The sequence below is a fragment of the Candidatus Pelagibacter giovannonii genome, assembly GCF_012276695.1.
GTDB lineage: Bacteria > Pseudomonadota > Alphaproteobacteria > Pelagibacterales > Pelagibacteraceae > Pelagibacter > Pelagibacter giovannonii.
The window spans coordinates 396,471-415,822 of the sequence record NZ_CP038852.1 but is presented as its reverse complement, the minus strand read 5'-3'; the positions used below and the strand labels follow the sequence as shown (position 1 = coordinate 415,822).

Annotated in this window: 26 protein-coding genes and 1 riboswitch; of the genes, 14 read left to right on the top strand and 12 right to left on the bottom strand. The window is 30.2% G+C overall.

Features of this window, described 5'->3' with window-relative positions:
* The 8 genes from sufB to E5R92_RS02360 are packed head-to-tail and all read left to right on the top strand — an operon-like array spanning position 1 to position 5,970.
* On the top strand, positions 1 to 1,443 hold the full coding sequence (gene sufB, locus E5R92_RS02395) for a Fe-S cluster assembly protein SufB (protein ID WP_168606516.1): 1,443 nt from the start codon (positions 1 to 3) through the stop codon (positions 1,441 to 1,443).
* The gene (sufC, locus tag E5R92_RS02390; protein ID WP_168606515.1) at positions 1,443 to 2,177 is read left to right on the top strand and encodes a Fe-S cluster assembly ATPase SufC; all 735 of its coding nucleotides are present in this window, start codon (positions 1,443 to 1,445) and stop codon (positions 2,175 to 2,177) included. Before sufB ends, sufC begins: the two co-directional genes overlap by 1 nt.
* Positions 2,178 to 3,425: a Fe-S cluster assembly protein SufD gene (gene sufD, locus E5R92_RS02385; protein ID WP_168606514.1), complete on the top strand. Its 1,248-nt coding sequence runs from the start codon at positions 2,178 to 2,180 to the stop codon at positions 3,423 to 3,425.
* Complete coding sequence (locus tag E5R92_RS02380; RefSeq protein ID WP_168606513.1) at positions 3,422 to 4,642, top strand: aminotransferase class V-fold PLP-dependent enzyme; 1,221 nt, start codon at positions 3,422 to 3,424, stop codon at positions 4,640 to 4,642. Before sufD ends, E5R92_RS02380 begins: the two co-directional genes overlap by 4 nt.
* On the top strand, positions 4,639 to 5,109 hold the full coding sequence (sufU, locus tag E5R92_RS02375) for a Fe-S cluster assembly sulfur transfer protein SufU (protein WP_168606512.1): 471 nt from the start codon (positions 4,639 to 4,641) through the stop codon (positions 5,107 to 5,109). Before E5R92_RS02380 ends, sufU begins: the two co-directional genes overlap by 4 nt.
* Before the next feature lie 3 nt (positions 5,110 to 5,112).
* Entirely contained in the window at positions 5,113 to 5,409 is a 297-nt protein-coding gene (locus tag E5R92_RS02370) for an iron-sulfur cluster assembly protein (protein WP_168606511.1), read from the top strand.
* Positions 5,409 to 5,741, top strand: a complete 333-nt coding sequence (locus E5R92_RS02365) for a HesB/IscA family protein (RefSeq protein WP_020169243.1) — start codon at positions 5,409 to 5,411, stop codon at positions 5,739 to 5,741. Before E5R92_RS02370 ends, E5R92_RS02365 begins: the two co-directional genes overlap by 1 nt.
* Before the next feature lie 58 nt (positions 5,742 to 5,799).
* On the top strand, positions 5,800 to 5,970 hold the full coding sequence (locus E5R92_RS02360) for a hypothetical protein (RefSeq protein WP_006997167.1): 171 nt from the start codon (positions 5,800 to 5,802) through the stop codon (positions 5,968 to 5,970).
* A 6-nt stretch (positions 5,971 to 5,976) separates the two neighbouring features.
* Here E5R92_RS02360 and glnA read toward each other — a convergent pair whose 3' ends face one another.
* Positions 5,977 to 7,383 carry a type I glutamate--ammonia ligase gene (gene glnA, locus E5R92_RS02355; protein ID WP_168606510.1) on the bottom strand — a complete coding sequence of 469 codons (1,407 nt, stop codon included), beginning with the start codon at positions 7,381 to 7,383 and terminating at the stop codon, positions 5,977 to 5,979.
* Between the two features lie 147 nt (positions 7,384 to 7,530).
* Here glnA and E5R92_RS02350 point away from each other — a divergent pair, with 147 nt between their 5' ends.
* Together E5R92_RS02350 and E5R92_RS02345 are read left to right on the top strand one after the other, a co-directional pair.
* A complete protein-coding gene (locus E5R92_RS02350) occupies positions 7,531 to 8,010 on the top strand; it encodes a YbaK/EbsC family protein (protein WP_168606509.1) in 480 nt (159 codons plus the stop codon).
* Positions 8,007 to 8,894, top strand: a complete 888-nt coding sequence (locus E5R92_RS02345) for a DMT family transporter (RefSeq protein WP_168606508.1) — start codon at positions 8,007 to 8,009, stop codon at positions 8,892 to 8,894. Before E5R92_RS02350 ends, E5R92_RS02345 begins: the two co-directional genes overlap by 4 nt.
* On the opposite strand, the gene E5R92_RS02340 is transcribed toward E5R92_RS02345, so the two are convergent.
* The 3 genes from E5R92_RS02340 to E5R92_RS02330 all read right to left on the bottom strand — a co-directional run bounded on the left by E5R92_RS02340 (position 8,887) and on the right by E5R92_RS02330 (position 11,324).
* Positions 8,887 to 9,795, bottom strand: a complete 909-nt coding sequence (locus E5R92_RS02340; protein WP_168606507.1) for a homocysteine S-methyltransferase family protein — start codon at positions 9,793 to 9,795, stop codon at positions 8,887 to 8,889. The genes E5R92_RS02345 and E5R92_RS02340 overlap by 8 nt on opposite strands.
* Positions 9,796 to 9,804: 9 nt before the next feature.
* Positions 9,805 to 9,868, bottom strand: a riboswitch (SAM riboswitch).
* Positions 9,869 to 9,957: 89 nt separating this feature from the next.
* Positions 9,958 to 10,548 (bottom strand): 2OG-Fe(II) oxygenase family protein, encoded by a 591-nt coding sequence (locus tag E5R92_RS02335; RefSeq protein ID WP_168606506.1) that lies wholly within the window; start codon positions 10,546 to 10,548, stop codon positions 9,958 to 9,960.
* Positions 10,549 to 10,577: 29 nt separating this feature from the next.
* A complete protein-coding gene (locus E5R92_RS02330) occupies positions 10,578 to 11,324 on the bottom strand; it encodes a sulfite exporter TauE/SafE family protein (protein WP_168606505.1) in 747 nt (248 codons plus the stop codon).
* Positions 11,325 to 11,342: 18 nt separating this feature from the next.
* Here E5R92_RS02330 and E5R92_RS02325 point away from each other — a divergent pair, with 18 nt between their 5' ends.
* A complete protein-coding gene (locus tag E5R92_RS02325) occupies positions 11,343 to 11,843 on the top strand; it encodes a molybdenum cofactor synthesis domain-containing protein (protein ID WP_168606504.1) in 501 nt (166 codons plus the stop codon).
* On the opposite strand, the gene E5R92_RS02320 is transcribed toward E5R92_RS02325, so the two are convergent.
* On the bottom strand, positions 11,844 to 12,089 hold the full coding sequence (locus tag E5R92_RS02320) for a DUF1244 domain-containing protein (RefSeq protein WP_168606503.1): 246 nt from the start codon (positions 12,087 to 12,089) through the stop codon (positions 11,844 to 11,846).
* A gap of 312 nt (positions 12,090 to 12,401) precedes the next feature.
* Between E5R92_RS02320 and E5R92_RS02315 the strand changes: the two genes are divergently transcribed.
* A complete protein-coding gene (locus E5R92_RS02315) occupies positions 12,402 to 13,952 on the top strand; it encodes an aldehyde dehydrogenase family protein (protein WP_283240240.1) in 1,551 nt (516 codons plus the stop codon).
* A gap of 45 nt (positions 13,953 to 13,997) precedes the next feature.
* A complete protein-coding gene (locus E5R92_RS02310; RefSeq protein ID WP_168606501.1) occupies positions 13,998 to 14,345 on the top strand; it encodes a DUF779 domain-containing protein in 348 nt (115 codons plus the stop codon).
* Here E5R92_RS02310 and E5R92_RS02305 read toward each other — a convergent pair.
* From E5R92_RS02305 to moaA, 6 genes are read right to left on the bottom strand one after another with little or no spacing between them, the layout of a single operon-like run.
* Positions 14,338 to 14,907, bottom strand: coding sequence for a protein-methionine-sulfoxide reductase heme-binding subunit MsrQ (locus tag E5R92_RS02305; protein ID WP_168606500.1), 570 nt, complete (start codon positions 14,905 to 14,907; stop codon positions 14,338 to 14,340). The two genes, E5R92_RS02310 and E5R92_RS02305, sit on opposite strands and share 8 nt — an antisense overlap.
* Positions 14,908 to 14,931: 24 nt before the next feature.
* A complete protein-coding gene (gene msrP / locus E5R92_RS02300) occupies positions 14,932 to 15,837 on the bottom strand; it encodes a protein-methionine-sulfoxide reductase catalytic subunit MsrP (protein WP_168606499.1) in 906 nt (301 codons plus the stop codon).
* Positions 15,824 to 16,276, bottom strand: coding sequence for a molybdopterin synthase catalytic subunit (locus tag E5R92_RS02295; RefSeq protein WP_168606498.1), 453 nt, complete (start codon positions 16,274 to 16,276; stop codon positions 15,824 to 15,826). The genes msrP and E5R92_RS02295 overlap by 14 nt, the downstream gene beginning before the upstream one ends.
* A complete protein-coding gene (locus tag E5R92_RS02290; RefSeq protein ID WP_168606497.1) occupies positions 16,276 to 16,545 on the bottom strand; it encodes a molybdopterin biosynthesis protein MoeD in 270 nt (89 codons plus the stop codon). The genes E5R92_RS02295 and E5R92_RS02290 overlap by 1 nt, the downstream gene beginning before the upstream one ends.
* A gap of 2 nt (positions 16,546 to 16,547) precedes the next feature.
* Positions 16,548 to 17,093 (bottom strand): cyclic pyranopterin monophosphate synthase MoaC, encoded by a 546-nt coding sequence (gene moaC / locus E5R92_RS02285; protein ID WP_168606496.1) that lies wholly within the window; start codon positions 17,091 to 17,093, stop codon positions 16,548 to 16,550.
* Positions 17,094 to 18,086, bottom strand: coding sequence for a GTP 3',8-cyclase MoaA (gene moaA / locus E5R92_RS02280; protein ID WP_168606495.1), 993 nt, complete (start codon positions 18,084 to 18,086; stop codon positions 17,094 to 17,096).
* A 34-nt stretch (positions 18,087 to 18,120) separates the two neighbouring features.
* Between moaA and E5R92_RS02275 the strand changes: the two genes are divergently transcribed.
* Positions 18,121 to 18,954 carry a phytanoyl-CoA dioxygenase family protein gene (locus E5R92_RS02275; RefSeq protein WP_168606494.1) on the top strand — a complete coding sequence of 278 codons (834 nt, stop codon included), beginning with the start codon at positions 18,121 to 18,123 and terminating at the stop codon, positions 18,952 to 18,954.
* A 36-nt stretch (positions 18,955 to 18,990) separates the two neighbouring features.
* On the opposite strand, the gene E5R92_RS02270 is transcribed toward E5R92_RS02275, so the two are convergent.
* Complete coding sequence (locus E5R92_RS02270) at positions 18,991 to 19,317, bottom strand: GYD domain-containing protein (protein WP_011281928.1); 327 nt, start codon at positions 19,315 to 19,317, stop codon at positions 18,991 to 18,993.
* Positions 19,318 to 19,352 lie beyond the last annotated feature (35 nt).

The window sequence follows — 19,352 nt, the reverse complement described above, 5'->3', positions numbered from 1 at the left end:
ATGGACGCTAGAGAAAAAGAAATAGAAAAGTTAAAAGATTATAAATATGGTTTTTCAACCGATATTGAAAGCACTAGAGCACCCAAAGGTTTAAATGAAGAGGTAATTAAATTTATTTCAAATATTAAAAAAGAACCTAAGTGGATGCTTGATTTTAGATTAAAAGCATTTGAAAGATTTAAACAATTAAAAGAACCAGATTGGCAAAAACCTAAGTATCCAAAAATTGATTATCAAGATTTATATTATTATTCAGCACCAAAAAGTATGGATGATAAACCTAAAAGTTTAGATGAATTAGATCCAAAACTTTTAGAGACATATAAAAAACTTGGGATCCCACTTCAAGAACAAGCAAGATTAAATGGTATTGCTGTAGATGCAGTATTTGACTCTGTCTCAGTTGCCACAACTTTTAGAGAAGAATTATCCAAGTTAGGAATTATCTTCTGTCCTATATCGGAGGCTATTCAAAATCATCCTGAACTAGTTAAGAAATATTTAGGATCTGTAATTCCTACAACTGATCATTTTTTTGCAACTCTTAATTCTGCTGTTTTTACCGATGGTTCATTTGCATACATACCTGAGGGCGTAAGATGTCCAATGGAATTATCAACTTACTTTAGAATTAATGCTTCAAATACAGGTCAGTTTGAAAGAACTTTGATTGTAGCTGATAAAGGAAGTTATGTGAGTTATCTAGAAGGTTGTACAGCTCCAATGAGAGATGAAAATCAATTACATGCTGCTAACGTAGAGTTGATAGCACTAGATGATGCTGAAATAAAATATTCGACAGTACAAAATTGGTATCCTGGAGATAAAAATGGAAAAGGTGGAATATATAATTTTGTTACTAAACGTGGTTTGTGCAAAGGTAAAAATTCTAAAATTTCATGGACACAAGTAGAAACGGGTTCTGCTATTACTTGGAAATATCCAAGTTGTATTTTAAAAGGGGATAATTCTGTCGGAGAATTTTACTCTATAGCAATTACAAATAATCATCAAAAAGCTGACACAGGTACAAAAATGATCCATTTAGGCAAAAATACAAAGAGTAAAATTATTTCGAAAGGAATAAGTGCAGGATTTTCAGATATGACTTACAGAGGGCTTGTCGATATTTCCTCTAAAGCATCAAATTCTAACAATTATACCCAATGTGACTCGTTATTAATGGGTAACAAATGTGGAGCACATACGGTTCCATATATTAAAAATAAAAACTCTGAGTCTAATATTGCTCACGAGGCAACAACTTCAAAAATAAGTGAAGAACAGTTACATTATTGCCAGCAAAGAGGTTTAAGCCAAGAAGAAGCAGTTGGGTTAATAGTAAATGGATTCTGCAAAGAAGTTCTGCAACAGTTACCTATGGAATTTGCAGTTGAAGCTCAAAAACTTGTTGGTATCAGTTTAGAAGGAAGCGTTGGATAATGTTAAAAATAAACAAATTAAATGCAAAAATTGACAACAAAGAAATTTTAAAAGAATTTTCTCTTAATATAAATCCTGGAGAGGTTCATGCTATTATGGGCCCAAATGGATCTGGTAAAAGCACATTATCAAATATTTTATCTGGAAAAAAAGGCTATGAAGTCTCAGGAGAAATACTTTTTGAGGAAAAGGATTTATTTGAACTTGAAACAGAAGAAAGAGCACATAAAGGTATATTCTTAGCTTTTCAATATCCGTTAGAGATACCGGGAGTTAATACAAATATATTTTTAAAGACATCGTTAAATGCGGTGAGGAAAGCAAGAGGTGAAAAAGAGCTAGACGCTATAGAATTTTTAAAGCTTGTGAAGAAAAAAGCGAAAGAACTTAAATTTGATGAGGAGAAATTAAATCGACAATTAAATGTTGGTTTTTCAGGTGGAGAAAAAAAGAAAAATGAAATTTTACAAATGTCGTTATTAGCTCCAAAATTATCTATTTTAGATGAAACAGATTCAGGATTAGATATCGACGCTTTAAAAATTGTTGCTGATGGCGTGAATACTTTAAGAGACAACAAAAATTCATTTTTAATAATTACGCATTATCAACGTTTATTAGATTATATCAAACCTGATTTTGTTCATGTTTTGATGGATGGAAAAATTGTTAAATCTGGAGGTGCAGACTTAGCCTTAGAATTAGAAAAAAAGGGGTATGAAAATTTTCACTAAATGAAAGAGCAATTACAAAAAGATTTTGACAATATTATTGAAAATTTAAGTTTATCTCAAAAAGATATTGAAATAAAAAAATTTTATTTAGATAATTTTATTAATAAAGGATTTCCAAACAGAAGAGAAGAAGATTGGAAATTCTCTGATCTTAATCAAATAATAAAAAAAAATATTGGGACACTAAGTTTTTATAGTGATTACACGTCTACAAGCAAAGTTGATACTTCTGTATTCGTTGATGGACTAGAGCATAACAAAATAGTCTTTATAAATGGCAGAATTGAAAAAATTGATTTTGATTATGAAAAAAAAGACCAAATAGAAATAATTGATCAATCTGAAACTATTAATAAATTTAATAATAATAATTCTTTATCTGATTTAAATAATGCCTTTACCAACAAATCTTTTAAAATACTGGTAAAAAGAGGTTATCAATTAGCAAAACCACTTATTATTTATCACACAACTAACTCTAAAATTTGGTCCAAAAATATAAATTTAAGATTAGATTTTGAACTAGATAAAGATAGTTCTCTAAGACTAATTGACTTATTTAACGATACTTCTGAAAAGAATTTTTTAAATATTTTTTATAGCTTTGATTTAAAAGAAAACGCGGTTTTAAAAAATTATAAAATAGATAAATTTGAAAATAAAAATATTAAATATTCTTTTAATAATATTGAGCAAGAAAAAAATAGTGTTTCAGAAACATTTATTTTATCTTCAGGATCAAATTTTTGTAAAAATGAAATTAATTGTAATTTAAAAGGAAAATATTCGTCAGCATTTATAAATGGTATTTTTTCACTGTCTAAGGATAGGCATCATGAAATTAGAACAACTATAAATCACTTAACAGAAAATACTAAAAGTTATCAATTAGTAAAAAGTGTTTTAGATGATAGTTCTAAAGCTGTATATCAAGGTAAAATATTTGTTAATTCTGAAGCACAGAAAACAGATGGTTATCAACTAAGTAAAGCAATTCTATTAAATGAAGCATCTGAATTTAACGCAAAACCAGAATTAGAAATTTATGCAGATGATGTAAAATGTTCACATGGATCTTCATCAGGGAGTTTAAATGAGGACTCAATATTTTATTTAATGTCCAGGGGATTAAATTATCAGCAATCAAGAGAACTTTTAATCAATGGATTTTTGCTAGATGTAATAGAAAAAATAACAGATTCTGAAATTAAAAATTTGATAAAAAATATGATTGGAGTTAAAGAATGAATATAGATACGATAAAGAAAGAGTTCCCTATTTTTGACGAAAAAATTCAAAATAATGATTTAGTTTATCTTGATAGTGCAAATTCTTCTCAAAAACCAAAAGTTGTAATAGATAGAATTAATGAATTTTATACTAAAGAATTTTCTAATGTAGGGAGAAGTGTTCATTATCTAGCTGTTGCTGCTACTAATTTATATGAGAACACAAGAACTTCAGTTCAAAAGTTTATTAATGCTAAGGATAAAAATGAAATTGTTTTTACTAAAGGTGCAACGGAAGCACTTAATTTAGTTGCTAATACATTGGGTCAAAATTATTTACAAGAAGGTGATGAAGTGCTCATCACAGAATTGGAGCACCATTCTAATTATGTACCTTGGCATTTTCTAAGAAAATCAAAAAATATAAAAATTAATTTCGCTGAAATCAATGAAGATGGTGAAGTTACATTAGAAGAGATAGAAAAAAAAATTACCCAAAGAACAAAAGTAATTTCAATTACACATTTATCAAATGTTACTGGTGCTATTTTACCAATAAAAGAAATTACAGAACTTGCTCATTCAAAAGGAATAATTGTTGTAGTTGATGGTTGTCAGGGTGCTCCTCATTTAAGATTAGATATGCAAGATCTTGATTGTGATTTTTACGCAATTTCTTGCCACAAAATGTATGGCCCAACTGGTTTAGGTATTTTGTATGGTAAAAAAAAATGGCTAGAAGAATTGCCACCATATCAAGGTGGTGGTGGAATGATCAATGAAGTTAAAAAAGATAGAATTTCTTATGGTGATTTACCCAATAAATTTGAAGCAGGGACTATGGCTACAGCTCAAGTGATTGCATTTGATCAGTCTATTAAATTTTTAGAAAGAATTGGTATAGATAATTTGGTGAAACATGAAGCTGGCTTAGTTGAATATGGGCAGAAACTATTACAAAAAAATAACTCAGTTAAATTAATTGGTAACCCTAAAAATAAAGGTGGAGTTTTATCTTTTACTATTGAGGGTATTCATCCACATGATGTAGCAACTATTTTAGATGAAGATGGAGTAGCAATAAGAGCGGGTCATCATTGCTGTCAAATTCTACATGATAAATTAAATATACCCGCAAGCTCGCGAGCATCTGTTGGAATTTATAATACGAGAGAAGATTTAGATAAACTTAATGATGCAATAAATAATTGTAAAAAAATTTTTAATCAAAAATGAACTTAAAAGAATTATATCAAGAAATAATACTAGAGCATGGTAAAAATCCAAGAAACCTCGGTAAGACTGATGATTTTAATAAAGACGCTAAAGGACATAACCCTTTATGTGGTGACAATGTGCATGTTTATTTAAAACTTAATGGACAAAAAATAGTAGAAGATATTTCTTTTGAAGGTAGTGGTTGCGCTATCTCAATGGCGTCAGCTTCAATTATGACAGACTTAATTAAAGGTAAGAATGAACATGAAGCTAAAGAAATTATTGAAGATTTTTTAGGAATGATAAAAGAAAATCCTAAATTAAATTCAGAAAATTTAAAAGAGGATGAAAAAACTAAATTAATGTGCTTATCTGGAGTAAAAAAATATCCAATGAGGGTAAAATGTGCAACTTTATCATGGCACACTTTAGTTTCTGCGATTGACAATACTCAAGAAGAAATTAATACTGAAAAATTAGATTAAATTATGGATTTAAGAGAACAAGTAATAGCTGAAATTAGAAAAATTTATGACCCAGAGATACCGGTCAATATTTATGAATTAGGTTTAATTTATGATGTTAAGGTAAACGAGACTAAAGCTAAAATTATAATGACCTTGACTACACCAAATTGTCCTGTTGCAGAAAGTTTACCTCAGGAAGTTAAAGATAGTGCGATGCAAGTAGAGGGTATTGAAGAAGTTGATCTAGATTTAGTTTTTGAACCACCTTGGGAAAAATCAATGATGTCGGAAGCTGCTAAATTGGAGTTAAATCTATAATGAACCCTATAATTAAATTAAGTGATAATGCTGCAAGTCGTATTAAAGAAATTATGTCTGGAGTTGAGTCGAATTCAATTGGTGTTAGAGTTGCAGTTAAGTCTGGTGGTTGTGCTGGTATGTCTTATGTAATGGAATATGCAAAAGAAATTAACCCATCAGATGAAATAATTGAAGACAAAGGTGTTAAGGTTTTTGTGGATGCTGCAGCTGTTATGTACTTATTAGGCACTGAAATGGACTATAAAAAAGAAGAATTTTCATCATCATTTGTATTTAATAACCCCAATGAATCTGAGCGTTGTGGTTGTGGTGAATCATTCAAAGTTTAATATTACTTTAACGCATATCAGTATTGCAAATATCACATATCTAAGGTATTAAATAGGTATGAACAAATTCGAATTTAAAAATCTTGTTAAATCTTTAGAAAAGTCACTGAAAGAAAGAACTTTCTTCAAGACTCTTCGAAAAGAAGTAAACACTGGTGCTAACGGCACGCAGGATTACGTTGTCAAAAAGGGAATTAACAAAGATACAATCGCAACAACTAGACAGTAATTAGTCTTAGCTGCTGTAATACATCTCAAACTCTACAGGATGAGGTGCATGTTCAAATCTATGTATCTCTTCAAATTTTAATGCGATGTAAGCATCTATTTGATCGTCAGTAAAAACACCACCTTCAGTTAAAAACTCTCTATCTTTATCCAAGCTTTCCATGGCTTCTCTTAGAGAACCACAAACAGTTGGAATATTTTTAACTTCTTCAGGGGGTAAATCATAAAGATCTTTATCAAAAGATTCACCAGGATGTATTTTATTCTTAATTCCATCTAAACCAGCCATAAGCATAGCAGCAAAAGTTAGATAAGGGTTTCCTGAAGCGTCAGGAAATCTTATTTCACATCTTGCACCATTTTTACTTAATGAAATTGGTATACGACAAGAAGCAGATCTATTTCTTGCAGAGTAAGCAAGTAGCACAGGTGCTTCAAAACCAGGAATTAATCTTTTATAACTATTTGTTGTAGCATTTGAAAAAGCATTAATTGCTTTTGCATGTTTTAAAATACCACCAATGTAATGAAGTGCTGTCTCTGATAAACCTGCATATTTATCGCCTGAAAAAACTGGCTTATCATTTTTCCAGATTGATTGGTGAATATGCATTCCAGAACCGTTATCACCAGCAATTGGTTTAGGCATAAAGGTTGCAGTCTTTCCAAAAGAGTGAGTAACCATTTGAACAACATACTTGTACAACTGAACATTATCAGCTTGATCAACAAGTGTTCCAAAGTACATACCTAGTTCATGCTGACTCGGTGCTACTTCGTGGTGATGTTTTTCAACTTTGATACCTACTTCTTTTAAACTTTTTAAGTATTCACCTCTCATGTCTTGTTCACTATCAACTGGAGGTACTGGAAAATAACCACCTTTTACTGGAGGTCTATGACCCATATTTCCATTTGCATACTCTGTTCCAGAATTATAAGGACCTTCTTTGCTATCTATTTTAAAACCAGTGTTATTAGGATCATTATTAATTCTTACATCATCAAATACAAAAAATTCAGGTTCAGGACCAAAAAAAGCTTTGTCACCAACGCCTGATTTTTTTAAATATTCTTCTGCCTTTTTAGCTGTTCCTCTTGGGTCTCTTTCATAAGGAGATCTTTTAACAGCATCTAAAATATCACAAAAAAGAATTAATGTGTTGTGTGAGGTAAAAGGATCCATAACAAGTCTTGAAGTATCTGGCTTCAAAATCATGTCAGATTCGTTAATTGCTTTCCAACCAGCAATAGATGAGCCATCAAAAAACACGCCTTCATTTAACATTTCCTCGTCAACAATAGTATGATCCATTGTTAAGTGTTGAAGTTTCCCTCTTGGGTCAGAAAATCTTAAGTCAACAAATTCAACTTCTTTTTCCTTCATGAATTTTAAAACGTTAGCAGCAGTCATAGTTTCTCCCTTTTTTAAATTTTGTAATCAATAGATAACAAATATTTTCTTGATAATATTGCTTGAATAATAAATATCACCTATGCGTTTTTTACATATGAATTACAACATTATTTGTTAAATTATCAATCAATTATTAGTTGCAATATGAGCTTATTAGATAAAGAGCCTGTTAAAAGAGCAGAAAGGTTTTTAAAGGATTTTGATAAATCCTTAGAGGTTATCATTTTAGAAAATTCAGCAAGAACAGCACAAGACGCTGCTAAAGCTTTAGATTGTAATGTAGGTGCGATTGTCAAAAGCTTACTTTTTAGGACTGGGGATGATTTTATTTTATGTTTAGTAGCAGGAGATAAGAGGTGTTCATTAAATAAACTTAAAAAGCTGAAAGATAAAAAAGATATTTTAATGGCATCACCAGAAGAAGTTAAAACCCAAACTGGATACACAATTGGTGGTGTTTCACCCATTGGTCATTTAAACAAGATTGAGATTTTAATAGACAAATCCTTAGAAAGGTTTAATCAGCTTTTTGCAGCAGCTGGACATCCAAACTGTGTATTTAAAATAAACTTTATTAATATTCAAAAAATTACAAATGGGAAAGTTAAAAATATAATTGAATGAGACAGCCTAAATTAATTGATTATACTTTATTAATAATTTTAGCTTTAATATGGGCGTCAGCTTTTTTTAATATAAAAATTGCAACAGAGTCTTTTGGACCAATCACGATTGCATTCTTGAGAGTTTTTTTTGGCTCAATTCCAGTACTATTATTATGTTTTTACAAAAAAATTAAAATAGAAGCTTTTTCTAAAGATTGGTATTGGTTTGCTATAATTGGATTTGTAAATTTAGTACTGCCATTTTTTTTAATCGCCTATGGTGTAAAATCAGTTCAAAGTAATTTAGCAGCAATATTGATGTCAACTACACCATTAAGCTCAACTGTATTAGGACATTTTTTTACTAAAAATGAAAAATTTGACTTTATTAAAACATTTGGAATATTAATTGGTTTTTCAGGAATTGTTTATCTATTTTCAGACAATTTTTTAATTAATGATAATAATTTTTTTTCGGCATTAATGATTTTACTTGGCTCAACTTGTTATGTAATAGGTGGAGTTTTAACTCTTAAAATCAGTGATAAAAAAAATGAAAACGTAACAGGATCAATATTAATCTGGGCTATAATAATTTTGATACCATTAGTTTCTTTTATAGAAAAACCTTGGGAAACTACACCCTCAATAGAGTCAAGTATTTCTGTAGTTTATCTTGGTTTAGTATCAACAGGTTTAGCTTGGCTTCTTAGATTTAGAATTTTAAAGAACAATGGACTAATATTTCAGTCTCAGGTTTCTTACTTAATACCTATTTTTGGAATTATTTTAAGTTATATATTTTTAGACGAATTAATTACTGATAAAGTTTTAACTTCATTGTTAGCAGTTCTAGTTGGACTTTATTTTGTAAAAAAAGCAGGAAATAAAAAAATTACTTAAGTTTAGCTATCTCCTTAATGTGTGCTGGTCTGGTTTCACAGCAACCTCCTAAAATAGTGGCCCCAGCTTCTTTAAATTTTTTTACAAATAAAGCCATCTTTTCTGGCACTAGATCTTCTCTGTGACCCAGAAATTCATTAGGGTTTCCTGTTTTACTTTTATTAAAAGTATTTGTGTAACCTGCCGTAGGTTTTGTTGTGATAAACCCATTGAGTTTAAAGCCAAAAGGAACACCTAAACTTTTTATTTCGTTAAGATTTTTTTCATAATTTTCTGGTGATACACAAGAAAGTATTATCCCAAGTAAATTTTTGTGATCTATAGTTGTGATAATTTTAGAAATATTTTCACCACTTGGCAATTTCACACCCTCTGAGATATGAGCTCCAATAAGATAAGGTTTATTAAAGCTTTCTATGGCTTCGATCGCCAATTTAAACTCTCGTACACTGCTTAATACGTCAAAATAAAAAAAATCTATAAAAGGATCAAGCAATTTTGCTTGATCGTAGAAATTTTCTTTAATTTCTCTATCAGATCTTGTGTCTGCCTCATAAGTTAAATATTGAGGAGGTAGTCCACCAGCAACTAAAACATGAGGGTTTAAATCTTTTGCTTTTTTGGCTATTTCACCAGCTTTAGTATTTAAATACTCAAATTTATCTTCAACACCATTATCTCTTAATCTCATTCTTCTTGTAGTAAATGTTGTTGTCACAATAATTTCAGCACCAGAATTTATAAAATCTAAGTGTGTATCAAGCAAAAGCTGATGATATTTTTCCTGCAATAATGCATTAGCACTCCAGAGAGTACCATATGTTTCCACACCTCTCGCTAATAACTCTTGACCCATTCCACCATCTAGAATTCTTGTTTCTTTGAAAAAATTTATATCCATCTTTGCTCCTTACCTTTTTAGCGCTTTAGCTTTATGCCAGGTGCACAATATAGTCCAACTACCCTTACCAATTAATTTAATGATTTCCTTTTTAGCAGTTAGTACCTGCAATATGGATCAAATCGGTTAAAGTATTTATATATCTAATTGACTGATTAGCAATTATTTTTTGAATAATATTTTAGCATTAAAAGAGAAAGATCTTCTCTCACCATCAACATTAAAAGGATAAGCAGTATGCATTAAATAATTGGGAAAAATCAATAGATCTCCTAGTTTAGGGTTCAAATTATAGATACTTTTACTCAAAAAGTTAGTTTGCCCATTAATAAAATCAATAGTTCCATTAGTTTTAAACTTTTTATTTTTAACAAGTTTATTTTGATTCATATCTTTTGGGATTCTAAGATAGCCAACTCCTGACAATTGTCCCTCATGATAATGAATAGGATTATATTCATTTTTTAATTGTCTAACTACCCATAGATTAATTATTTTGATTTCTTTAATTTTTTTTACATCAGACTTATTAAGATAATTTTTGATATTTTTTATTAACTCTTTAGATAAACTTTTATTAACTATTGCTTTGGGTATCTTGATTTCATTCTTAATTTGACTTGCTAGTTTAGAGCTATAATCATTTTTTTTTGATAATTGAGACTTATCAATGTGATTATTTAATATAGTAATAATTTTTTTGGATAACTTTGTTTTTCCTATAGTTGGTCCAAAAGCTCTGAATGTTTTCATATTTTATATATAATAATTTAATACTTGTGTTATGCAAACAACTTCAGTCCCATTCGAATAGCGACAAATATGACAAGTGCCGATGTTACTAAAGCCAACATTCTTGCAGGAAAAATTTTAAGATTTAAATAGTTTCCTAATTGACCTCCCAATAAAACTAAAAGAAATAATGGCCAATAGCTATAAATTTCATTTATTACAGAAGATTTTGTGAATTGACCAGCAAGTCCTGACATAGAATTGATTAATATAAAAAGAGATGCTGCTGTTGCAATGTTCTTAGCGCTATCAACTCTGACCAATAATAGTATTGGACTTAAAAATATACCACCACCAATACCAATCACACCAGATACAAATCCAATAGATGCACCAATCAATAATGATAATATTATTGGTATCTTTTTATAAACTTCAATTTTTTGATCAAAAGATTGAAATTTCAGAAGAAGCAGAGCTCCTGCTAGTGTCAAGACGACAAAAAGTAAAATTTCAAAAACTTCTTTATCTACTGATAATGATCCACCTATGAATGCAAGTGGAACAGATGATATTAAGTATGGGGTAAGTATCTTAAGATTGATATTCCCAGCTTTAATATAGTTAATACAATTTCCTGATACGACAATAATATTACAAAAGAGGGCAATTACAGGAAAGATTAAGTAAGGAACATCCCAGATTAATAGAAGAGCTAGATAAGTAGAGCCACCCCCAAATCCAACACTTGAGTATAAAGTTGCTGTTAGAAGAAATAAAAATGATAATATAATCACAGTAATTATTTTAAATTTATGATTGTAAATATAGCACTTTTAACTGTTACGGACACTAGAACTTTTGAGAATGATAAGTCAGGTGCGATCTTAGTAAAAAAAATAGAGGATGCCAAACATAAATTAATAGATAGAAAAATTTGCAAAGATAACAAAGAAGACATTATTATAATCCTTAAAGATTGGATTAATCAATCTAAGATAGACGTTGTAATTACAACAGGTGGAACAGGACTTACAGGTCGAGATATCACACCGGAGGCAGTGAATGAAATTGCTGATAAGCATATCCCAGGTTTTGGAGAGGTGTTTAGAACAATTAGTTTAAAGACAGTTGGCACTTCTGCTATTCAGTCTAGAGCGTGTGCTGTGCTAGCTAATGGTAAGTATGTGTTTGCTCTACCGGGATCTTCTGGTGGTGTTACGGATGCTTGGGACGGAATTTTAAAACATCAGCTAGATATAAATCATAAACCTTGTAACTTTGTAGAGCTGTTTCCGAGACTTAAAGAAAAATAATTATTTTTGATATTTTTTTTTCCACTCTGGATAAGGCATTCCATAGACATGTTCGCGTGCATCAAGGTCTGAAATTTCAATACCTTTTTTCTCTGCTTCTTCTCGATACCATTTTGATAAACAGTTTCTACAAAAACCAGCAAGGTTCATAATATCTATATTTTGAACATCTTTTCGCTCATCTAAATGTTTAAGCAGTCTTTCAAAAGTAGCTGATTGTAATTCTTGTTTTTTATCTTCAGTCATAATTAAAATATTAGACACATTTCAACTAAGCACAAGATGTAGGTTACATTCAATCTAAAGTAGAAAATTAATAATATAATCAATGGATATTAATATAATTTTTTGTTTAATTTAGTAATGGCTACTAAAAAGAAAAAAACAGCCAAAAAATCTAAACGTAAGGCCAAAAAAAAAATTAAGAAAAACTTGGTCAAGCGATCACCTAAAAATATTAAAAAAGTCAAAAAGAAAAAGAGTGTGACTAAAAAGAAGTTACGTAAGCCATTAAAAAAAAATAAGCTAAAGAATAAAAATAAGAGAGAGAGGATAAAAATGAGCACAGAAACAGTAAAAGGTGGACGATCTCCGTTACTAGATACGTCTCACTTAAAAGTTAAATTTCCATTTAAAGAACAATATGGAAATTTTATAGGAGGAAAATTCGTTGAACCAAAATCGGGAAAATATTTTGACAACGTAAGTCCAATCAATAATGAAGTTATATGTTCTGTTCCAAGGTCAGATGCAAAAGATGTTGAAGCTGCTTTGGATGCTGCACATGCTGCTTTTCCTACTTGGGGAATTACATCAATAACTGAAAGATCTAACATTCTGCTTAAAATAGCTGATGTTATTGAAAAAAACCTTGAGCTTTTAGCTACTGCTGAATGTCTAGATAATGGAAAGCCAATCAGAGAATGTATGGCAGCTGATTTACCATTAGTTGTTGATCATTGGAGATATTTTGCTGGAGCCATAAGAGCAGAAGAAGGTTCTGTTTCAGAGATAAGTAACAGTGAGTATTCTTATCATATACCTGAGCCACTTGGTGTAGTTGCACAAATTATACCTTGGAACTTCCCGTTATTAATGGCAACATGGAAACTTGCACCAGCACTTGCTGCAGGAAACTGTGTAGTTTTAAAACCAGCTGAACAAACACCAGCATCAATCTTACTATTAATGGAATTAATTGGAGATCTATTACCTCCAGGAGTCCTTAATGTTGTCAGTGGTTTTGGTCTTGAAGCAGGTAAGCCATTAGCTTCATCTAAAAGAATCAGAAAGATTGCTTTTACGGGTGAGACAACAACTGGACGTTTGATTATGCAGTATGCTGCTCAAAACTTAATTCCAATAACTTTAGAATTAGGTGGAAAATCTCCAAATGTTTTCTTTGAAGATGTCATGGATCAAGATGATGAATTCTTTGATAAATGTCTAGAGGGTTTTACAATGTTTGCTCTTAATCAGGGAGAAGTTTGTACTTGTCCTAGTAGAGCTTTGATTCAAGAATCTATCTATGATAAATTTATGGAAAGAGCTATCGCTAGAACAAAAGCTGTAACACAAGATAACCCTTTAAAAATGGAAACCATGATTGGTGCTCAAGTATCATTAGAGCAAATGGAGAAAATAAAATCTTACTTAGATTTAGGTAAGAAAGAGGGTGCTAAAGTTCTATGTGGAGGTGAGGTTGCTAACTTAAACAGTGGTTTGGAAAAAGGTAATTATATCCAACCTACTATTTTTGAAGGTGATAACTCTATGAGAGTTTTCCAAGAAGAAATTTTTGGTCCAGTTGTATCAGTTACTAAATTTAAAGATGAAGCGCATGCATTAGAAATTGCAAATGATACTCTTTATGGTTTAGGAGCAGGTGTTTGGACTAGAAATGGAAATATTGCTTATAGAATGGGAAGAGGGATCCAAGCAGGAAGAGTTTGGACTAACTGCTACCATGCTTATCCAGCTCATGCTGCTTTTGGAGGTTATAAACAATCTGGAATTGGTAGAGAAACACATAAAATGATGCTTGATCATTATAGACAGGTGAAAAACTTACACGTGTCATACAGTGAGAAAAAATTAGGCTTCTTTTAACAGATATATTATAATGGCCTGTATTAAACTACAGGCCATATAACTATGAAAGTTTCAGCAACACCATTAGCGTTAGAATTAATTGAAGATCTAAAGAAAGATCATGGTAAAGAATTGCTTTTTCATCAATCTGGTGGATGTTGTGATGGTAGTGCCCCGATGTGTTATCCAGTTAAAGAATTTCTTATAAGCGATGATGATGTTTTAATTGGTAAAATTGGAGGTGTTCCTTTTTATATAAGCGAAACCCAACATGAAGCATGGAAAAATACAGATTTAATTATTGATTGTATTAAAGGAATGGGTGGAATGTTTTCACTTGACAATGGAACTGGCAGAAGATTTTTAACAAGATCAGAGATTTGTGTTCCTGAAAAAAAATTAATTAATTAAATTTCATTTTAACTCTTAGCGTAAGTAAAATTACAATAATAATAAGATAGATTAAGGGTTCAACTGTAACTACTTTAACTAACCATAAGTAGTGAATAATTCCCAATAAAGAAATTATATAAATAAGCTTGTGTAGTTTTTTCCACTTATCTCTTAACAACCTTATCATTCTTTTAGATGAAGTAAGAGCAAGTGGCACTAATAAAAGCCAAGCTAAAAATCCAGCAAATATAAATTTTTTTTTAATAATATCATCACTAATACTAGACCAGTCAAAACGATAATCTATTCCTACATAAGTCATCATATGCGCTGATGCGTAAAAAAATACAAACAAGCCAAACATTCTTCTATAGCTAATCCAGAAATTTAATTTAGTAAACTTTTGTAAAGGAGTCATTGCAAGAGTTATTATAATAAAACGAAGCGTCCAATTACCAGTTACATGTGTAATTTCTTTTACAGGTTCAGGACCTAACTGATTAAAGATAATTTGATAAAAAATAATTAATATTGGCAGTAAAGATATAAAGAAAATTGGTATTTTTATATATTTCTGCATATTTTATAAAAAAAATTTATGTATTTAAAAGTTTTTCTTTAAATCCATACCTGAGTATAAATTTGCAACTTCATCACCATACCCATTAAACATTTCTGTTTCAATTCTGGGAGACAAAATGCCCTCACCTATGACACGTTCTGTTGCTTGTGACCATCTAGGATGTGAAACGTTAGGATTAACATTTGAGTAAAACCCATATTCTCTTGGGGACGATCTCATCCAAGATGATGTAGGCATATTTTCAACTAATTTTATTTTAACAATTGCTTTTGCACTTTTAAAACCATACTTCCAAGGAACAAAAATTCTTAATGGAGCTCCATTTTGGTTAGGTAAAGATTTTCCATAAAGACCAGTAACGACTGTTGTTATAGGATGCATAGCTTCATCAATTCTTAATCCTTCTCTATAGGGCCAGTTTAATACTGGATACTTTTGACCTTTCATTTGTAAAGGGTCGTAAATACTTTCAAATTCAACAAATTTTGCACTATTTTTAATAGACACTTTATTAAGTAATTTACTTAAAGAAAATCCCATCCAAGGAATTACCATAGACCACCCTTCAACGCATCTAAGTTTGTAAACTCTTTCTTCGGAAGGAAATAAAGAAATTATTTCTTCAGCTGAAAGTGTTATTGGATTATCTACCTCGCCTTCAATAGTGACACTCCATGGTTTATTAACAAATTCTTGTGAATTTTTGAAAGGGTCACCTTTTCCAGTTCCAAACTCATAATAGTTGTTGTAAGTCGTGATATCCTTATATGAAGTTAGCTCAGCTTTATTTTGTGAATAAGCATTGTTTAAAAACGGTATACTACTTAAGGATAATGAACCCACACCCAAACCAATAGATCTAATAAACTTTCTTCTTTTATTATATATTTGCTCAGGTGTAATTTCTGAATTTTTATATTTTTTCATTTTTAATAGGATTACCTTTTAGCCACTCACTTTGTTCATTTTTATAATGTTCTTTTTTCCATATAGGAGATCTTTTTTTAATTTCTTCAATAATATATCTAGAAAGGACATAAGCTTCATCCCTATGTTTGCAAGCAACTGCGATAATTATACTAGTTTCTCCAAGCCCTACATAACCTTTAATATGCTCTATAAAGACTGCTTTATTCAAAATTTTTAGTTTTTCAGTAGCCTCTTTATAAATTTCCTCAAAACTTTTTAATACCAGTTCGTCATGACTGTCATAAGTTATTCCAACAACTTCTTTATTTTCATTAATATTTCTGACTGTGCCATTAAAAATAATTGATGCACCATATGAAGAAGATTTTATAAAAGCTTCCGCTTCAGAAGTTTTTATTTTATCTTTTTTAATATCTATTATTTTTTTATGTAGCATCAACCCCCACCTATTGGAGGTATAATTCCAATTTTTTGATTTTTGATAATCTTAAAGTCATCACTAACAATATTATTATCTTCTGAGCAAAAAACAGAGTTTTTTACAATTTTAATAAAATTTTCATTACCCTTAAAGTTTTTATCTAAATAATTAATTACTTCTTTCCTAAAATCTTTAATTTCCATCTTTTGTTTTATGTTAAATTCTAAGAATTCTTTATTACTAAAATCTCTACTTGCTCCAAATAGCTCAAGCTTAATTTTCATGATTAAAAAATATCTTTTAAAAATCCTGGTAAACCATCGGGGTTAGTCCATAATCCACTTTTACCACCTTCTTTAATTAGTAATTTAACATTATCAATTCGAAGATGTGGATTTACAATTTTACTTAGATCGTAAATAGTTATTAGTGCAGTATTAACACCCATAATAGCTTCCATCTCAACACCAGTTTTTGCAACAGCTGACACTACACAAAAAACTTCTAATGAAGCCTCTTCATCATGCATGATAATTTTAGTTGCTATATGATCTATTGGAAGTGGGTGACATAGTGGAATTAATTCACTTGTTTTTTTAACTCCTAAGACTGCTGACACCTCAGCTAACGTGATCGGATCACCTTTAGGCATTTCTTTATTTTTAATTAGGTTAAAAACTTCTTTTCCTACATAAATTTTACCAGAGGCCAATGCTCTTCTAAATGTTTCTTTTTTTGATGAAACATCAATCATGTTAAATGCGTTTTTTTTAAAAATTTCCTTAGCCCAATCTTTTAATTTTTCCTGATTTATCACTTTTAAGCTTTCCATTTATCCTCCAGTACTTGATAGATTTGGGGTAATTCCAGTATCTCCAAGTTCTAAATAATGTGACTCTTTTTTAAGATGTAATTGTTTTATGATAAGATCTACAAGCTCATCTTTTTGAGTATCGTCTTGTAATAAATGTCTAATACTAATTCCAGTATTACCAAACAAACATAATCTCAAATCACCTCTTGAGGTAATTCGCAATCTGTTACATGTTTGACAAAAATCCTTAGAGTAGGGTGCAATTAAACCAAATTTACCTTTAAATTCTTGATGTATAAAATTTAGTGAAGGGCCTGCATCTTTTCCATAAGTTTGTGGTATCCAGTTATTTTTTTCTAAAAAATCTTTAAATATTTTAGAGGAAACATGGTTCTTTTTAAAATACTCTAAATTATCACCTGTTTGCATCAATTCTATAAATCTAAAATCAATATTTTTATCTTTTATAAAATTTCCGAATTTTTTAAACTCTTCCTGGTTATCATTAATACCTTTAAGTAAAACGGCATTAATTTTTATATTTTTGAAATTTAATTTTTGTAAAGTTTTTATGCCCTCTAAAATTTCATCAAGTCTATCATGACCTGTTAGTTTTTTAAAAGTTTCTCTATTTAAACTGTCTATACTGATATTTATACCATCTAAACCAGCTTCACATAACTGTTCTGCAATTTTGTCCAAACGATAACCGTTAGTCGTCATTGTTACTTTAGGAATATTTGAATTTTGCTTCATATCTTTAAGGATATCAAAAAAGTCTTTTCTAACTGTTGGTTCTCCACCAGTTAATCTAATTTTACAAACACCCAATTCAGATAATGCTTTTGCTAATCTAGATATTTCTTGAGCAGACATAAAACTTCTCGTGTCTCCAGGCGTTTTTTTATAACCTTGTGGTAAACAATAGGTACAACTGTAATTACATACATCTGTAATTGATAATCTTATGTAGGGGAATTTTCTTCCAAAAGTGTCACTTAATGTTTTCATCTTATTTTATTACATTATATTATAATAATAATATATGAGCAAAATTATTACCAAGGCAGAAGTAGATTTATTCAAAAAAGATGGTGCAGTCTTAATTAAAGGCAAATTTGATAGCGCATGGATTGAAAAGTTAAAAAAAGGAATAAAAAAAGGTAAAGAAAGTCCTAGTCCAAGATTTGTAAATCATACAAAAGATCAAAAATTACCAGGATATTATGAGGATTTTTGGACCTGGAATTTACATGAAGAATTCAAAGATTTTATATTTAATTCACCAACTCCAAAAATTGCAGCAGAACTTTTAGAAGCACAAAAAATTAACTTAGTGATGGATAATTGGTTTTTCAGGGAAGCTGGGTCGAAGTCATCACCACCTTTTCATCATGATATATCATATTTCGATTTTGAAGGATCTATGTGTGTATTGTGGTTACCGCTTGAGTCAGTTAAAAAAGAAGATGGTATAGCTTGGGTTAAAGGTTCACATTTATGGGAAAAGCTATTTTTAAGAACAAGATTTAATGATGGCCATGAAGTTGATGGTAAGGTTGGTGTTGTTAATGGAAAAAAATATGAATTAACTCCTAACATATTAGAAAATAAAGATAATTATGAATTTCTACAATGGGATTTGGAAGTTGGTGACTGTATTTATTTTGATATTAGAACACTACATGGAGGATTAAATACTGTCACACCCAAAAAAGATATTCATAGATACACACTAAGAATGGCAAAAGAAAATTCTAAAATTATTTATAGAGGAGATTGGGCCAGAGAAGAAAGAGTTATTATGGAAGATAATGGTTATAAAAATGGTGATGATTTATCTGGAAAAATGTTTCCAACTTTATTTGAAATTAGCTAACTTCCAGCTTTTTACACTGGAAGTTAACATAAATAATTAACCAGCAGGTTTGTAGCCAGCCATAGCTTTAGCGGCAATCTCGGCAGCTTTATTCATATTCATCTCTTCAAGAATAACCATATTCTCTACTGTTCCGCTTGCTTCCACAGCTAATTTTATACCAGCAAAATTTTCATAAGGCATATCTCCTGAAGTGACAGCAACGAAATCATAAGGACCTCTCGTAATATAAAAAGATTCAAATTTCCCTCCTACTGCTTCAGTTAATGCTTTTACTGCAGTTGATCTATCTTGCTTAGGGTCCTTCATAAAACCTTGGAAGGCCTTTGCTGTATAATTACCCATTACGATATATTTTTTCATAATTTTCTCCTTTATTAATTTGTAAGATCTAATCA

Bases quoted from the DNA above. Each gene is read 5' to 3' on its own strand.
- E5R92_RS02295 (WP_168606498.1), bottom strand. From the start codon at position 16,276: ATGCTACATAAAAAAATAATAGATATTAAAAAAGATAAAATAAAAACT.
- E5R92_RS02380 (WP_168606513.1), top strand. From the start codon at position 3,422: ATGAATATAGATACGATAAAGAAAGAGTTCCCTATTTTTGACGAAAAA.
- E5R92_RS02340 (WP_168606507.1), bottom strand. From the start codon at position 9,795: ATGGATATAAATTTTTTCAAAGAAACAAGAATTCTAGATGGTGGAATG.
- E5R92_RS02370 (WP_168606511.1), top strand. From the start codon at position 5,113: ATGGATTTAAGAGAACAAGTAATAGCTGAAATTAGAAAAATTTATGAC.
- E5R92_RS02325 (WP_168606504.1), top strand. From the start codon at position 11,343: ATGATTGTAAATATAGCACTTTTAACTGTTACGGACACTAGAACTTTT.
- sufD (WP_168606514.1), top strand. From the start codon at position 2,178: ATGAAAGAGCAATTACAAAAAGATTTTGACAATATTATTGAAAATTTA.
- msrP (WP_168606499.1), bottom strand. From the start codon at position 15,837: ATGAAAAAATATAAAAATTCAGAAATTACACCTGAGCAAATATATAAT.
- sufB (WP_168606516.1), top strand. From the start codon at position 1: ATGGACGCTAGAGAAAAAGAAATAGAAAAGTTAAAAGATTATAAATAT.
- E5R92_RS02275 (WP_168606494.1), top strand. From the start codon at position 18,121: ATGAGCAAAATTATTACCAAGGCAGAAGTAGATTTATTCAAAAAAGAT.
- E5R92_RS02320 (WP_168606503.1), bottom strand. From the start codon at position 12,089: ATGACTGAAGATAAAAAACAAGAATTACAATCAGCTACTTTTGAAAGA.
- sufU (WP_168606512.1), top strand. From the start codon at position 4,639: ATGAACTTAAAAGAATTATATCAAGAAATAATACTAGAGCATGGTAAA.
- E5R92_RS02350 (WP_168606509.1), top strand. From the start codon at position 7,531: ATGAGCTTATTAGATAAAGAGCCTGTTAAAAGAGCAGAAAGGTTTTTA.
- E5R92_RS02290 (WP_168606497.1), bottom strand. From the start codon at position 16,545: ATGAAAATTAAGCTTGAGCTATTTGGAGCAAGTAGAGATTTTAGTAAT.
- moaC (WP_168606496.1), bottom strand. From the start codon at position 17,093: ATGGAAAGCTTAAAAGTGATAAATCAGGAAAAATTAAAAGATTGGGCT.
- E5R92_RS02310 (WP_168606501.1), top strand. From the start codon at position 13,998: ATGAAAGTTTCAGCAACACCATTAGCGTTAGAATTAATTGAAGATCTA.
- E5R92_RS02270 (WP_011281928.1), bottom strand. From the start codon at position 19,317: ATGAAAAAATATATCGTAATGGGTAATTATACAGCAAAGGCCTTCCAA.
- E5R92_RS02315 (WP_283240240.1), top strand. From the start codon at position 12,402: ATGAGCACAGAAACAGTAAAAGGTGGACGATCTCCGTTACTAGATACG.
- glnA (WP_168606510.1), bottom strand. From the start codon at position 7,383: ATGACTGCTGCTAACGTTTTAAAATTCATGAAGGAAAAAGAAGTTGAA.
- E5R92_RS02345 (WP_168606508.1), top strand. From the start codon at position 8,007: ATGAGACAGCCTAAATTAATTGATTATACTTTATTAATAATTTTAGCT.
- E5R92_RS02360 (WP_006997167.1), top strand. From the start codon at position 5,800: ATGAACAAATTCGAATTTAAAAATCTTGTTAAATCTTTAGAAAAGTCA.
- moaA (WP_168606495.1), bottom strand. From the start codon at position 18,086: ATGAAAACATTAAGTGACACTTTTGGAAGAAAATTCCCCTACATAAGA.
- E5R92_RS02335 (WP_168606506.1), bottom strand. From the start codon at position 10,548: ATGAAAACATTCAGAGCTTTTGGACCAACTATAGGAAAAACAAAGTTA.
- E5R92_RS02305 (WP_168606500.1), bottom strand. From the start codon at position 14,907: ATGCAGAAATATATAAAAATACCAATTTTCTTTATATCTTTACTGCCA.
- sufC (WP_168606515.1), top strand. From the start codon at position 1,443: ATGTTAAAAATAAACAAATTAAATGCAAAAATTGACAACAAAGAAATT.
- E5R92_RS02365 (WP_020169243.1), top strand. From the start codon at position 5,409: ATGAACCCTATAATTAAATTAAGTGATAATGCTGCAAGTCGTATTAAA.